Raw genomic sequence first — 15636 nt, forward strand, 5'->3', positions numbered from 1 at the left:
TTCGAGATTCGAGAAGAAGTGTGAAGGGTTGACCTAGTGGGTCAACCCTTTTTGTTTTGATGTACTCGCTTTTCGTATCTCGGAGCGCAGCGTATTCGCATCTCGAAGTAAAACGTTACTGCTCTTTACCTCAGACACAAAAAAACCGCTGACGAATCAGCGGCTTTTACAATCTGCATATACTCGAAATAATTGGAGTTGCAGCTAGGCAACAAGTAAGTTCAGCCCTATGAGCATAGGAGTTCTATGTAATTAGGGTGAACTTACGCAGTTAACAACGCTGCGGCTTCAAGTATGAAGAGTATTTACTTCTTCTTTTTCACTGCTTTCTTATTTGGAAGGTCAGTGATTGAACCTTCGAATACTTCCGCAGCTAGACCAACAGACTCGTGTAGAGTTGGGTGAGCGTGGATAGTAAGTGCGATATCTTCTGCGTCACAACCCATTTCGATTGCTAGGCCGATTTCACCAAGAAGCTCACCACCGTTAGTACCAACAACAGCACCACCGATTACGCGATGAGTATCTTTATCGAAGATCATCTTAGTCATACCATCTGCACAGTCAGAAGCGATTGCACGACCAGAAGCAGCCCATGGGAAAGTTGCAACTTCGTAGTTTAGGCCTTCCGCTTTCGCTTCTTTCTCAGTCTTACCTACCCAAGCAACTTCTGGCTCAGTGTACGCAATTGATGGGATTACTTTAGGGTCGAAGTAGTGCTTCTTACCAGAGATAACTTCAGCAGCTACGTGACCTTCATGCACACCTTTGTGAGCAAGCATTGGTTGACCAACAACGTCACCGATCGCGTGGATGTGAGGAACGTTTGTACGCATTTGCTTATCAACGTTGATGAAACCACGTTCGTCAACTTCGATACCTGCTTTTTCAGCGTCGATAAGTGCGCCGTTTGGAACACGACCGATAGCAACAAGAACTGCATCGTAACGCTCAGCTTCAGCTGGTGCTTTCTTGCCTTCCATTGAAACGTAGATACCATCTTCTTTCGCTTCAACTGCAGTTACTTTAGTCTCAAGCATTAGCTTGAACTTGTTCTTAATACGCTTAGTGAAGACTTTAACGATGTCTTTATCCGCCGCTGGGATAACTTGGTCGAACATCTCAACTACGTCTACTTTAGAACCTAGAGAGTGGTAAACCGTACCCATTTCAAGACCGATGATACCACCGCCCATGATAAGTAGTTTCTCAGGAACTTCTTTCAGCTCTAGCGCGTCAGTAGAATCCCAGATACGTGGGTCTTCATGTGGGATGAATGGCAGTTTGATTGGACGAGAACCAGCAGCAATGATTGCGTTGTCGAAGTTAACTGTTGTTGCTTCGCCTTCACCTTCAACAAGAATGCTGTTAGGACCAGTGAACTTACCGAAACCGTTAACAACAGTTACGTTACGCATCTTAGCCATACCGCCAAGACCGCCAGTCAGTTGATCTACAACTTTTTCTTTCCAGATACGAATCTTGCTGATGTCAGTTTGTGGCTCACCGAATACAACGCCGTGCTCAGCCATCGCTTTCGCTTCTTCGATTACTTTTGAAACGTGAAGAAGTGCTTTAGATGGAATACAACCAACGTTTAGACATACACCGCCAAGAGTGCTGTAACGTTCAACTAGTACTGTTTCTAGACCTAAATCCGCACAACGGAATGCAGCTGAGTAACCAGCAGGACCTGAACCAAGTACAACAACTTGGGCTTTAATTTCTTTGCTCATTGTGACCTCTTGTAGTCATTATCCCTAACAGGCTTGAGAAGATGTTCTTAAATTATTGGGCTTTCAAACAGCCAACATTTTACAGAGATGTTAACAGTGTGAAAGTAGCTTTAAGTTAGCCTGTGAGCTAGACAACACTTCCCTTTCGCTTTATGAGAAAAGCGGGAACTGTTCTCTAAAAAATGCTTTGTATAAAGAATTAAGGTGACTCGAAAGCCACCTTAATAATTACTTTCTAAATTACAGTACTAGACGACGAATGTCAGATAGTGCGCTGTTTAGGAAAGTAATGAAGCGTGCACCTTCAGCACCATCGATCACACGGTGGTCGTATGATAGAGACAGTGGAAGTTGTAGGCGTGGTTCGAACTCTTTGCCGTTCCACACTGGCTTCATTTCAGACTTAGATACACCTAGGATACCTACTTCTGGAGCGTTTACGATTGGCGTAAATGCAGTACCGCCGATGCCGCCAAGGCTAGAGATTGTGAAACAACCGCCTTGCATGTCAGCTGCAGTTAGCTTACCAGCACGTGCTTTCTTAGACACAGCCATTAGCTCTTCAGATAGCTCGTAGATGCCTTTCTTGTTCACGTCTTTGAATACAGGAACAACTAGACCGTTTGGAGTATCTACTGCGATACCTACGTTTACGTACTTCTTAAGAATGATGCTTTCGCCATCTTCAGAAAGAGAAGAGTTAAACGCTGGGAACGCTTCTAGCGCTTTAGCAACAGCTTTCATGATGAACACAAGAGGAGTGATCTTCATGCCAGTGTCTTTCTTAGCTTCGATTGCGTTCTGCTCTTTACGGAATGCTTCTAGCTCAGTGATGTCTGCGTTATCCCACTGTGTAACGTGAGGGATCATCACCCAGTTACGGTGTAGGTTTGCACCAGAGATCTTCTTGATCTTAGAAAGCTTCTGAACTTCAGTTTCGCCGAACTTGCTGAAGTCAACTTTTGGCCAAGGTAGTAGACCAAGAGCTGAGCCGTCGCCGCCTTTGCCAGATGCCGCAGCACCAGACTCAAGACGCTTAAGTGCATCTTTAACGTAAGACTGAACGTCTTCTTTTAGGATACGGCTCTTACGACCAGTACCTTTAACCTTAGATAGGTTAACGCCAAATTCGCGAGCTAGACGACGAACAACTGGAGACGCGTGAGCGTAGTCGTTGTTTTCTTGGAAGTCGCTTGCTGCTGGTGCCGCCGCTGGAGCTTCAGCTTTTGGTGCAGGAGCTGCTGCTGGAGCAGGTGCTGCCGCTTGCGCTGGAGCCGCAGTAGGAGCTGGAGCTGCGCCTTCAACAACGAAAGTCATGATTAGAGAGCCAGTTGACACTTTGTCGCCAGCTGCAATCTTGATCTCTTTAACTGTACCAGCGAATGGTGCAGGAACTTCCATTGAAGCTTTGTCGCCTTCAACAGTAATTAGAGATTGCTCTTCTTCTACTGTATCGCCAACCGCTACCATTACTTCAGTAACTTCTACTTCGTCACCGCCGATATCAGGAACGTTTACTTCTTTTTCTGCTGATGCCGCAGGAGCTGCTGCTGGAGCCGCTTCAACTGCAGGAGCAGCTGCTACTGGCGCACCAGAGCCTGCCACTTCGAATACCATCACTAGAGAACCAGTAGATACTGAGTCACCAGAAGCGATCTTGATCTCTTTAACTGTACCAGCGAATGGTGCAGGAACTTCCATTGATGCTTTGTCGCCTTCAACAGTTAGAAGAGATTGCTCTTCTTCTACTGCATCGCCAACTGCAACCATGATTTCAGTAACTTCTACTTCGTCGCCACCGATATCTGGAACGTGAACTTCTTTAAGCTCTGCCGCTGCTGCTGGAGCTGGAGCCGCTGCTGGAGCTGCTTCAGCCGCAGGAGCAGGTGCAGCTTGCGCTGCACCCTCGGCTTCGAAAATCATGATTAGAGAACCAGTAGTAACAGAATCGCCTTCCGCTACTTTGATCTCTTTTACGATACCCGCTTGAGACGCAGGAACTTCCATTGAAGCCTTGTCGCCTTCAACAGTGATCAGTGACTGTTCTTCTTCAACCTTGTCGCCAACGTTTACTAGAATCTCAGTTACTTCAACCTCATCAGCACCGATGTCAGGTACGTTAATTTCGATTGCCATTGTTTTTCTACCTTATGCGTATTGCGGGTTTGTTTTTTCTGTATCGATGTTGAACTTAGCAATTGCTTCAGCAACTACTGATTTCTCAACATCACCACGTTTAGCCAGCTCAGTTAGCGCTGCAACAACTACGTAGCCTGCGTTAACTTCGAAGTGACGACGTAGGTTCTCACGGCTGTCAGAACGACCGAAGCCATCAGTACCAAGTACTTTGTAAGACTCAGTTGGCATGAATGCACGTACTTGCTCAGCGTAGTTCTTCATGTAGTCCGTCGCAGCGATTGCTGGTTCGTTACCAAGAACAGTCGTGATGTAAGGTACTTTTGCTTCAGCTTCCGGGTGAAGCATGTTGTAACGCTCTGCATCTTGACCGTCACGAGTTAGCTCGTTGAAAGACGTTACAGAGAACACGTCAGATGCTACGCCGTACTCTTCGCTTAGGATAGTCGCTGCTTTGCGTACTTCGTTCATGATAGTACCAGAGCTCATTAGCTGAACTTTACCCTTAGCACCTTCGTGAGACTCAAGCTTGTAGATACCCTTACGAATACCTTCTTCAGCGCCTTCTGGCATTGCTGGCATTGCGTAGTTTTCGTTCATTACTGTTAGGTAGTAGTAAACGTTCTCTTGCTCAGGACCGTACATGCGACGGATACCGTCTTGCATGATTACCGCTAGCTCGTAAGCAAACGTTGGGTCGTAAGAGATACAGTTAGGGATAGTGTTCGCTTGGATGTGCGAGTGACCATCTTCGTGCTGTAGACCTTCACCGTTCAGTGTTGTACGACCAGCTGTAGCACCTAGTAGGAAGCCACGAGCTTGTTGGTCACCTGCTAGCCATGCCATGTCACCAATACGTTGGAAACCGAACATTGAGTAGTAGATGTAGAACGGGATCATTGGCAGGTCGTTTGTGCTGTATGAAGTTGCAGCAGCAACCCATGAAGCCATAGAACCTAGCTCGTTGATACCTTCTTGAAGAACTTGACCAGACGTTGCTTCTTTGTAGTAAGAAACGATGCCTTTATCTTCTGGAGTGTATTCTTGACCGTGTGGGTTGTAGATACCAACCTGACGGAATAGACCTTCCATACCGAACGTACGTGCTTCATCACAGATGATTGGAACGATGTTCTTACCGATGTTCTTGTTCTTAAGAAGAATGTTCAACGTACGAACGTATGCCATAGTCGTTGAGATTTCACGCTTCTGTGCACCAAGTAGAGGAGCGAACTCTTCTAGCTCAGGAACTTTGAACTCTTGAGTGAAGTTTGGAAGACGAGCAGGCGTGTAACCGTGTAGCGCGTTACGACGTGCGTGCAGGTATTCGTACTCAGCAGAACCTTCTTCCAGTTTTAGGTAAGGAAGTTCAGCTACTTTCTCATCAGAAAGGATGTCTTGTAGGCCTAGACGGTCACGTAGGTATTGTACGTGAGTCATGTCCATCTTCTTAACACCGTGTGCGATGTTCTTACCTTCTGCAGCTTCACCCATGCCGTAACCTTTAACAGTCTTAGCTAGGATTACAGTCGGCTTGCCACCTGTCTCTTTTGCATTGTTGAATGCAGCGAACAGTTTAGAAGAATCGTGACCACCACGCTTCAGTTCGAAGATTTGGTCATCAGTCATGTCTGCAACTAGTGCAGCTGTTTCTGGGTACTTACCAAAGAAGTGCTCACGTACGTATGCGCCATCTTTAGATTTGAATGTTTGGTAGTCACCGTCGATAGTTTCGTTCATTAGTTGAAGAAGCTTACCAGTAGTGTCTTTAGCTAGCAGAGAATCCCAGTTGCTACCCCAGATAACTTTAACAACGTTCCAACCTGCACCTTTGAATAGGCCTTCAAGTTCTTGGATGATGCTACCGTTACCCATTACAGGGCCATCTAGACGCTGTAGGTTACAGTTGATTAGGAAACATAGGTTGTCTAGCTTCTCACGCGCAGCGAAAGAGATAGCACCACGTGATTCTGGCTCATCCATCTCACCGTCGCCTAGGAAAGCGTAGACACGTTGAGCAGAAGTATCTTTAAGACCACGGCCTTCTAGGTACTTAAGGAAACGAGCTTGGTAGATCGCAGAGATCGGACCTAGACCCATAGATACTGTAGGGAACTGCCAGAATTCAGGCATCAGTTTAGGGTGCGGGTAAGATGGAACACCTTTGCCGTCTACTTCTTGACGGAAGTTGTCTAGCTGCTCTTCAGTTAGACGACCTTCAACGAATGCACGAGAGTAGATACCTGGAGAGATGTGACCTTGGTAGTAAACCAGATCGCCACCGTCTGTCTCGTTTGGAGCACGGAAGAAGTGGTTGAAACATACTTCGTAGAACGCCGCTGCAGACTGGTAAGAAGCCATGTGACCACCAAGGTCTAGGTCTTTCTTAGAAGCACGCAATACGATCATGATTGCGTTCCAGCGAATAATCGAACGAATACGACGCTCAAGAGTTACGTCACCTGGGTAAGCTGGCTCTTGTGCTGCTGGAATGGTGTTGATGTAGTTAGTGTTGATACCAGTTGGCATATCAACGCCGTCTAAACGCGCCTTTTCTAGAACTGTTTCTAGTAGGAACTGTGCACGTTCTACACCTTCTTCACGTACTACTGACTCAAGAGCTTCTAACCAATCTTGAGTTTCCAGAGCATCAACGTCATGCTTCATGTCAGACATGGCGATCTATCCTTTTTGTTAGTTGGATTCTACTAAACATGTAAAAAGCCGTAGGATTACGACTCTTTACCCTGTTGAATTCGACGAAGTGAACGTTCGCGTCGCGACTCTTCTCTTGTCAAATCCAGCAATGTTTCTTCGATATAAGCTAAATGAGAATGTGACATTTCACGCGCCTGTTCTGGCTGTCCTGAAACAATCGCATCCACGATGTTAGCTCGATGTATACTCACTTTTTCCACAACGTCTTTACGACGATGCAACAGCTTTAGATTTTCTAAGACATTTTGCTCAAGTAACGGTGCTAGGCTGCGAACAATGTGTAACAACACAACGTTATGAGCAGCTTCCGTTAAAGCGATAAGGAAAGCCATCACAGCTGCCGATTCAGCTTCGATATCAGCTTGTTCTTGCGCACTTCGAATCTTTTCTTGGCACGCTTGAATTCGAGCAAAGTCTTCCTCGGTACCACGTAATGCCGCAAAGTAAGCAGAAATCCCCTCCATCGCATGACGCGATTCCAACAAGTCTAGTTGGGTTTCAGAGTGGGTGGACAACAAATTCAGGAGCGGATCTGAAAAGCTCTTCCAGATATTTTCACTGACGAACGTTCCCCCACCTTGACGGCGGGTAAGCAAGCGCTTGGCTTCTAAACGTTGTATCGCTTCTCGGATTGAAGGACGAGACACATCGAACTGTTTAGCCAGTTCACGCTCTGGCGGCAGTTGCTGCCCAGGCGCCAGTGTTCCTTCCACAATCAACCTTTCCAACTCTTGTTCAATGACATCAGAGAGTTTTGGCTGACGAATCCTTTGATAAGCCATAGTTTGTTGTTCTTCTTTTTCTTTGCTGACAATTGGTAATACCAATTTTAAGTTGTGCAGAAATTAACATAATTAAAACGCCACTGTCCAGCTGAAAATTGACCTGAATCATAGAACACAGTGTGAATTAACCGTGATTTAACATTTGAAATTTAAAACAGCAACCAAATTGGTCTTACCATTTACAGCGGTAATACTTTTGGGGAGTGTTCGTGCTAGAAAGTTTCAGGATAAAAATGAAATATTTCAGATTGATTAGGCAGAGTTGATTAAAATTCCAACCAAGCGCACAGATTGAGAATAAAACCCATTAATAAATGGTCACATCTAACCATGTGAAAGATTCATCACATTGTTGAACGAATAAAAAGGGCTTGCACCCAGAACGTTTACAAGCCCTTAACAGTCGCGCTAAATAAAATATACACCTCTATGAGTATGAGAAATTTAGTCCAGTAAAGACTGGCGGTACTTTATCCAATCAAAAGAGAGGCCTGGATCGGTTTTACGCAGTGGTGCGATGTATTGATGACCGGTGATACGCTGTGGCGTAATCTCAGGAAAGCGGTGAGTAAGGGATTGGGTAAGTTGAGCAAGGGCTTGATATTGCGATTCTGTGTAAGCAACGAAATCACTTCCTTCCAGTTCAATTCCTATCGAGTAGTCGTTACAGCGATCTCGACCTGCAAAGCTAGATGCGCCCGCATGCCAAGCTCTGTCTAAAAACGACACAAACTGTACCACCTCGCCATCTCGACGAATTAGGCAATGTGCCGACACCCCCATGTTGTGAATCACTTTAAAGAAAGGATGTTCATCAGGGTTTAGTTTGCCAGTAAAGAACTGCTCAATGTAAGGACCTCCGAACTGACCCGGTGGTAGGCTGATGTTGTGCACCACCAGCAAGGAAATATCATCTTGCAAAGGACGCGCATCATAAAATGGAGAAGGCACATGTCTTGCGGCGTTGTACCACCCTGTTTCACTGATCATCATTAATGCCCCCCTCCTTACTCTTTTACTACTCAATATATAATACTGTCAGTGTGAGCTCGACCTAACACGAGTCGGGCTCAACCCTTTAATTTGCTGTGAAGCAAGAGTATCATTCGTACCCCACTCCCTTTCAAGATTAGATTTGCGATGAAAAACACACATAACAGCCAACAGCGCCTTGATTACCTAAAAGAGCAACTTCCACTAGAGATCTCTCGCGCGGTTGCCGAGACAATCAAAGAAGACCTAGGCGGCACCCTAGATCCAGCGGCTGATATCACTGCAAGTCTAATTCCAGCGGATGCGGTAAACAGCGCAACCATCATTACTCGTGAACACGGTGTATTTTGTGGTAAAGCTTGGGCCGATGAAGTATTCAAGCAGCTGGGCGGTGAAGTAACGATCGAGTGGAACGTAGAAGATGGCGATAAGGTTGAGCCAAACCAAACGCTATGTACGCTATCAGGTCCTGCACGCGCACTATTAACGGGCGAGCGCAATGCGATGAACTTCATCCAAACGCTTTCTGGCTGTGCAACCGCGACGGCTATCTATGCAGAGAAGATTGCTCACACTGAGTGTCGCTTGCTTGATACTCGTAAAACCATCCCTGGCCTGCGCAGCGCTCTAAAATACGCAGTCGCTTGTGGTGGCGGCTTTAACCACCGTATTGGTGTTTTCGACGCTTACTTAATCAAAGAGAACCACATCATTGCTTGTGGTGGTATCGAGAAAGCTATCTCTACAGCGAAAGAACTCAACCCAGGTAAACCTGTTGAAGTAGAAACCGAGAGCCTAGAAGAGTTAGAGCAAGCGATCAGCGCTGGCGCTGACATCATCATGCTAGACAACTTCACGACAGACATGATGCGTGAAGCCGTTAAGATCAACGCAGGTCGTGCGGCACTGGAAAACTCTGGCAACGTGACTCTAGAAACAATTGCTGAGTTTGCAGAAACTGGCGTTGATTACATTTCGGTAGGTGCATTGACTAAACACTTAAAAGCGATGGATCTTTCGATGCGCTTCAAAGATTAATCTATTGATTAACAACACATTTACTATTAAAGGCACCGCTCAATCCGGTGCCTTTTTTATACCTACCATTTCACTATTGAGACACTCTATTTAACTCGGTCGCATAAATCCATGCAGAATATGAAACAAGTCACTAATAAATTCAAAGCGACTCGCGCCCTTCTCTGAACGCCATTCCACACAGGATTACCGACTCTTATTCTAAATCCATCAGGTGCTTGCACTGTAACCAACAATAAATGGATTAGAACAATGAACAAGAAAAGACAAACAAAGCAGAAGGGTTTTACGTTAATTGAGTTGATGATTGTGGTGGCGATTATTGGCGCCTTATCTGCAATAGCAGTTCCTGCTTATAAAGACTACGTAAATAAGAGTGAAGCATCCTCTGCTCTTGCGACTCTCAAAGGTGTCATAACACCTGCTGAGTTATTTATCCAAGAGAACGGTAATTTGACAACTTTAAATGCTATGGGAGTCGCTTCAGGCGCTAATTCACTTGGAGAAATTGGAATAGCTACTCAAGCAGCTTCTGCTGCTGCAATTACATTCACCTTCGATTCTGGTGCTCTAAATTCTGGTGTTATTACGGTCACGCGTTCAGACACTGGATGGGGATGTGCTCGAAGTGCTAACACAACTCTTACAGGTCTAGAGCTAGAAGGCTGTGACTAATAAAATATGCTAACCAACCTTCCCACAGTTTTACGTCAGGCTAACCTACTTAGCCTGACCCAAGAACAAGTCGTAGTGGAACATCTGCAAGCCTCTGGTAGTTCTACCCCAGAGGCTTTGATTACGCTTGGGTTCTTTACATCTAACGCCCTTGCTGAACATGCCTCTCATATATTCGGATTACCGATCATCTCTTTAGCCGATTACGACTACGAGGCGCAGTGCGAGCAATTGGGGCTGCGTGAACTCATCACCAAGCACCACGCCATTCCCGTTGCCAAATCCCCCTCCAGCCTAACGCTCGCATCGGCCGATCCTACCGACTTACAGGCAGAAGATGACTTCCGTTTCGCGACTGGGTTGCAGATTGAATTGGTATTGGCCAATCATCAAACGCTCGAAAGCGCTATCCGTCGCCTCTATGGTAAGGCTATCTCTAGCAGTGATGGTAACCGCAAAGAGATCACCCAAGATGAACTGGCTCACCTCGTTGAGATCTCAGATGACGAAGTCACCACCATTGAAGATCTGAGCCAAGATGACTCCCCCGTTAGTCGCTTCATCAATCAAATATTAGTTGATGCGGTGCGCAAAGGTGCTTCGGATATCCACTTCGAACCCTATGAAGAGTATTACCGAGTCAGGCTGCGTTGTGATGGTATCTTAGTTGAAACCCAACAGCCCGCCGCTCATCTCAGCCGCCGCCTTTCTGCACGTCTAAAGATCCTTGCGAAGCTAGATATAGCAGAGCGTCGTCTACCTCAAGATGGTCGAATTAAGCTAAGACTCAACCAAGAAATCGCCATCGATATGCGCGTCTCAACTCTCCCAACGCTATGGGGTGAAAAGATTGTTCTCAGGCTACTCGACAGCAGTGCGGCCAATCTTGATATTGATATATTGGGTTACAGCGAGCAACAAAAGGCACTGTATCTCAACGCACTCAAACGCCCACAAGGGATGATCTTGATGACGGGTCCAACCGGTAGTGGCAAAACCGTCTCTCTCTATACTGGGCTTCGCATCCTTAATACCTCTGAACGCAACATCTCGACTGCGGAAGATCCAGTTGAGATAAACCTGTGTGGTGTTAATCAGGTACAAGTCCAACCCAAGATCGGCTTTGGTTTTGCTGAGGCGCTACGATCTTTCTTGCGCCAAGACCCAGATATCGTGATGGTCGGCGAGATTCGCGATATTGAAACCGCAGAGATCGCCATTAAAGCCTCTCAGACAGGGCACCTCGTCTTATCGACGTTACATACGAATTCCGCCGCAGAAACCGTTACGCGTCTTGCTCATATGGGCATTGAGCCATTCAACCTCGCATCGTCGCTGAGTTTAATCATTGCCCAGCGCCTCGCACGGCGGCTATGTCCGCACTGCAAGATTGAAGACAACAACCAAACGGTTTATCAACATCACGCTATCGCTCCTCATCATACTTTCTATCAAGCCAACCCAGACGGCTGTAATGAATGCAATCAGGGGTATTCAGGGCGTGTCGGTATCTATGAGGTGATGCCCTTTACCGACAAACTCAAAGCCAGTCTTATCTCTCGCCCCAATGCAATAGAAATTGAAAACTTAGCCAAGCAAGAAGGCATGCAAACCTTACAAGACTCTGGCTTAGAGAAGTTGCTATCAGGCGTGACCAGCTACCAAGAGCTACAACGTGTTCTCTATATCTAACCCTACCTCGGTGTAACCCTATGGCGACCAAACCAAAACAATCGCAGCTTAAGAACTACCATTGGCGAGGCATCAATAGCTCAGGAAAGAAAGTTGCAGGACAAACTCTTGCCCTAACAGAGCTAGAGGTCAGAGAGAAACTGCGTGACCAACACATCCAGATTAAGAAGATTAAGAAAAAGAGTATTTCGGCGATGACTCGACTCACGCACAGAGTCAAAGCCAAAGACATCACCATCTTGACGCGCCAATTAGCCACCATGCTCTCCACCGGTGTCCCAATCATTCAGGCAATCAAGCTGGTGTCCGACAATCACCGCAAAGCTGAAATGAAATCGATACTCTCGCAGATCTGTAAGGGCGTTGAAGCAGGAACCCCGCTCTCCAAAGCGATGAGAACGGCAAGTCGCCATTTTGATGATCTGTATACCGACCTTGTTGCAACAGGTGAATTGTCGGGTAACCTTGCAGAAGTCTTTGAGCGACTGGCAACCTATAGAGAAAAGAGCGAGCAACTCAAGTCTAAAGTGGTTAAGGCTCTGATTTATCCAGTTATGGTCGTACTGACGGCCTTAACGGTTTCCTATTTGATGTTAACTATGGTGATACCTGAGTTCGAGTCTATGTTCTCAGGGTTTGGGGCAGACCTGCCTTGGTTTACCGGTAAAGTCATGGAGCTATCTCACTGGATGCAGGCTTACAGCTTCTATACATTTGTCGGTTTGGGTGGAGCAACAGTGCTCTTCATACAAGCTCGTAAACGTTCTTATGCCATAAGGCTTGCCACCAGCCGGATAGGCTTGCGCATACCGATTATTGGTGGAGTGATGGCTAAAGCCTCGATAGCTAAGTTTAGCCGGACGCTCTCAACCAGTTTCAGCTCTGGGATACCTATCCTGACCAGCCTCAGAACCACAGCCAAAACCACAGGTAATATCCACTTCGAGTCTGCTATTACTGAAGTCCACAAAGAAACTGCCGCAGGCATGCCGATGTATATCGCGATGCGCAACAGCCAAGCCTTCCCTGAAATGGTGCTGCAGATGGTAATGATAGGCGAAGAGTCTGGCAACCTCGATGAAATGCTTAATAAGGTGGCGACTATCTATGAGTTTGAGGTCGATAACACCGTCGATAACTTAGGCAAGATCTTAGAGCCATTAATCATCGTTTTCTTGGGTTCTGTGGTCGGTGGCTTAGTGGTTGCGATGTACTTACCGATCTTTAATCTAATGAGTGTGTTAGGATAGGCGATAATCAATGACACACGCATGGCACTCGCCAGTTAGACCACAGTGGACAGGACACGATGGAAGTATTTCACTACTATCCTTGGCTATTCCCCGTATTAGCTTTTATCTTCAGCCTACTTATCGGTAGTTTTCTCAATGTAGTCATTCACCGTCTACCCATTATGATGGAACGCGAATGGCAACAAGAGTGCTCAGAGAGCTTTCCAGACTATAAGATTCCTATGCCTAAAGGTACTTATAACCTAAGCGTGCCTCGTTCAACATGCCCAAAGTGTGAAACGCAAATCCGCGCTATCGATAACATTCCCGTGATCAGCTGGTTACTACTCAAAGGTAAGTGTCGTAAGTGCTCCAATCCTATCAGCCCACGCTATCCGCTTGTTGAATTGCTAACCGCTGTAATGTGTAGCTTTATTGCTGCTCACTTTGGTTTTAGCTACTACGCACTGGCCTTGATCTTTTTTACCTTTGCCCTGATTGCAGCGACCTTCATCGATCTCGATACCATGCTACTGCCAGATCAAATCACCTTGCCTCTAGTCTGGTCGGGGATTGCTCTGGCACTGTTCGGTGTTAGCCCAATTTCGCTGCAAGATTCAGTTATCGGTGCAATGGCTGGTTATCTTGCTCTGTGGTCAGTCTATTGGCTATTTAAGCTACTGACTGGCAAAGAGGGCATGGGCTATGGTGATTTCAAACTACTGGCAGCGCTTGGCGCATGGCTTGGTTGGCAACACCTACCTATGATCATCTTGCTTTCCTCTCTCGTTGGCCTGGTATTTGGCTTGATTCAATTACGATTGAAACAGCAAGGCATCGATAAAGCCTTCCCGTTTGGCCCATATCTCGCCATTGCTGGTTGGATTAGCCTGATTTGGGGCGAGAACATTATGGCTTGGTATTTTACTTCGGTATTAGGAATCTAATTTATGGCAACCATTATTGGCCTTACAGGTGGCATCGCGAGTGGAAAAACCACCGTTGCAGACCTATTTCAAGAGCACTTCAATATTGAGATTGTCGATGCTGATATCGTCGCTCGCGAAGTCGTTGCTGTTGGTAGTGATGGCTTACAACAGATAACTGAACATTTTGGCGAAGCGATCTTATTAGAAGACGGGACTCTTAACCGCGCGAAGCTACGTGAACAGATCTTCAGTAACCCACAAGATAAAGCTTGGCTGAACGCACTGCTTCATCCAATGATCCGCAATAAGATTGAAGAAGGGCTGACAAACATTCGCTCTCCCTATGGTTTACTCGTTGCACCTTTACTGATTGAAAACCAAATGCAAGGTATGGCGGATCGCGTTTTAATTGTTGATGTTCCAACAGAAGTTCAGATTGAGCGTACTATGAGTCGCGACAATGTCTCTGAAGAACAAGTGATGGCGATACTTAAATCACAAGCTTCAAGAGAGCAACGCTTAGCGGTTGCGGACGACGTGATTAAAAACCATACTAAAAACCAAGATCTTTTGCCTCAAATCACAGAATTACATCAAAAGTATCTAGCAATAAGCACACAAGATCGGTAAAAATAGTCTTATGTTGAATGAAGGTTTGCTTGATGATCACTCATAAATTTGAACATCCTCTAAATGAGAAAACACGTATCTACTTAAGAGTGGAATCCCTCTTGAGGCAACTGCACCTGTCTTCAACATTTTCAGATGCTCAGCAGTACCAGCTATTCTTTCGTTCAATCTTCGATCTGATCGAAATCTTTGAGCAAATTCAGCTAAAGAGTGAACTGGCAAAAGACATTGAGAAGCAGCGTGTAACGTACAAGAGCTGGCTCAATGTCGAAGGCGTCGATCAAGAGATGCTCACTTCACTGCTAGAAGACATCGGCAGCATCTACCGTGAGCTAATGCTAGCTGAACGCTTTGGCCAATCTCTTAAAGAAGATCGCTTCTTGAGTGCCATTCGTCAGCGTTTCAACCTTCCGGGTGGTTCATGTTGCTTTGACTTACCGGCTCTGCACTACTGGCTACATCTGCCTCTCGATAAGAGAATGAACGATGCTAAAGCTTGGATGGATAGCTTACAGCCTCTGTATGACGCGCTAACCCTATGGTTAAAGCTAACTCGTGAAACGGGTCGCTTCCAACCACAAATCGCTCGTGCAGGCTTCTTCCAGAGCGATGCTGAAGAGGCCAATATCTTACGACTCTCAATTCCAATGCAGTATGGCGCTTACCCAATGATTTCAGGTCATAAGAACCGCTTTGCCGTGAAGTTTATGTGTTTTGAAAGTGGTCAGGCGTGCACTCAAGATATCGAATTTGAGCTCGCTGTCTGCAGCTAGCTTATTTGTCGCTAAATACCTTATTAAAGTTGGCTTGAGCCATGCTCAAGCCTACAATTCTAGAACTACACCCAACTAAGAACCATTATGTCTAAGAAAATCACCATCGTTAAATGCCCACAATGTCAGACTGATGTTGAGTGGGGTGAGCAGAGTCCACATCGCCCTTTCTGTAGCAAACAGTGTCAGATGATTGATTTCGGTGAGTGGGCCGACGAAGAGAACAGTATCGCGGGTGCTCCGGATATGTCGGATAGTGATGGTTGGTCGGAAGATCAGTACTAAGTTCGAGATTCGAG

The 15636-nt window shown here is 46.1% G+C and carries 13 protein-coding genes; 8 read left to right on the forward strand and 5 right to left on the reverse strand.

Annotated features, from left to right (window positions below):
* Window positions 1-305 precede the first annotated feature (305 nt).
* The 5 genes from lpdA to ampD all read right to left on the reverse strand — a co-directional run bounded on the left by lpdA (window position 306) and on the right by ampD (window position 8368).
* Window positions 306-1736 carry a dihydrolipoyl dehydrogenase gene (gene lpdA, locus KI655_RS18355; protein ID WP_004738171.1) on the reverse strand — a complete coding sequence of 477 codons (1431 nt, stop codon included), beginning with the start codon at window positions 1734-1736 and terminating at the stop codon, window positions 306-308.
* 240 nt (window positions 1737-1976) lie between these two features.
* Window positions 1977-3872 (reverse strand): pyruvate dehydrogenase complex dihydrolipoyllysine-residue acetyltransferase, encoded by a 1896-nt coding sequence (aceF, locus tag KI655_RS18360; RefSeq protein ID WP_285407752.1) that lies wholly within the window; start codon window positions 3870-3872, stop codon window positions 1977-1979.
* Window positions 3873-3884: 12 nt separating this feature from the next.
* Window positions 3885-6548, reverse strand: a complete 2664-nt coding sequence (aceE, locus tag KI655_RS18365) for a pyruvate dehydrogenase (acetyl-transferring), homodimeric type (RefSeq protein ID WP_285407754.1) — start codon at window positions 6546-6548, stop codon at window positions 3885-3887.
* A 56-nt stretch (window positions 6549-6604) separates the two neighbouring features.
* The gene (gene pdhR / locus KI655_RS18370; RefSeq protein ID WP_285407756.1) at window positions 6605-7372 is read right to left on the reverse strand and encodes a pyruvate dehydrogenase complex transcriptional repressor PdhR; all 768 of its coding nucleotides are present in this window, start codon (window positions 7370-7372) and stop codon (window positions 6605-6607) included.
* Window positions 7373-7819: 447 nt separating this feature from the next.
* Complete coding sequence (gene ampD / locus KI655_RS18375) at window positions 7820-8368, reverse strand: 1,6-anhydro-N-acetylmuramyl-L-alanine amidase AmpD (RefSeq protein WP_285407758.1); 549 nt, start codon at window positions 8366-8368, stop codon at window positions 7820-7822.
* A gap of 147 nt (window positions 8369-8515) precedes the next feature.
* Between ampD and nadC the strand changes: the two genes are divergently transcribed.
* From nadC to yacG, 8 genes are all read left to right on the forward strand, one after another.
* Window positions 8516-9406 carry a carboxylating nicotinate-nucleotide diphosphorylase gene (nadC, locus tag KI655_RS18380; RefSeq protein ID WP_285407759.1) on the forward strand — a complete coding sequence of 297 codons (891 nt, stop codon included), beginning with the start codon at window positions 8516-8518 and terminating at the stop codon, window positions 9404-9406.
* 252 nt (window positions 9407-9658) lie between these two features.
* Window positions 9659-10081 (forward strand): pilin, encoded by a 423-nt coding sequence (locus KI655_RS18385; RefSeq protein WP_285407760.1) that lies wholly within the window; start codon window positions 9659-9661, stop codon window positions 10079-10081.
* Window positions 10082-10087: 6 nt separating this feature from the next.
* Window positions 10088-11773 (forward strand): type IV-A pilus assembly ATPase PilB, encoded by a 1686-nt coding sequence (gene pilB, locus KI655_RS18390; protein ID WP_285407761.1) that lies wholly within the window; start codon window positions 10088-10090, stop codon window positions 11771-11773.
* Between the two features lie 20 nt (window positions 11774-11793).
* A complete protein-coding gene (locus KI655_RS18395; RefSeq protein WP_285407763.1) occupies window positions 11794-13023 on the forward strand; it encodes a type II secretion system F family protein in 1230 nt (409 codons plus the stop codon).
* A 59-nt stretch (window positions 13024-13082) separates the two neighbouring features.
* Window positions 13083-13952 carry an A24 family peptidase gene (locus KI655_RS18400; protein WP_285407764.1) on the forward strand — a complete coding sequence of 290 codons (870 nt, stop codon included), beginning with the start codon at window positions 13083-13085 and terminating at the stop codon, window positions 13950-13952.
* Between the two features lie 3 nt (window positions 13953-13955).
* The gene (coaE, locus tag KI655_RS18405) at window positions 13956-14564 is read left to right on the forward strand and encodes a dephospho-CoA kinase (protein ID WP_285407765.1); all 609 of its coding nucleotides are present in this window, start codon (window positions 13956-13958) and stop codon (window positions 14562-14564) included.
* Between the two features lie 32 nt (window positions 14565-14596).
* Window positions 14597-15337, forward strand: coding sequence for a cell division protein ZapD (gene zapD, locus KI655_RS18410; RefSeq protein WP_285407767.1), 741 nt, complete (start codon window positions 14597-14599; stop codon window positions 15335-15337).
* 87 nt (window positions 15338-15424) lie between these two features.
* Window positions 15425-15622 (forward strand): DNA gyrase inhibitor YacG, encoded by a 198-nt coding sequence (gene yacG / locus KI655_RS18415; protein ID WP_032550156.1) that lies wholly within the window; start codon window positions 15425-15427, stop codon window positions 15620-15622.
* Window positions 15623-15636: the final 14 nt, after the last annotated feature.

The organism is Vibrio sp. D404a (assembly GCF_030248535.1).
GTDB lineage: Bacteria > Pseudomonadota > Gammaproteobacteria > Enterobacterales > Vibrionaceae > Vibrio.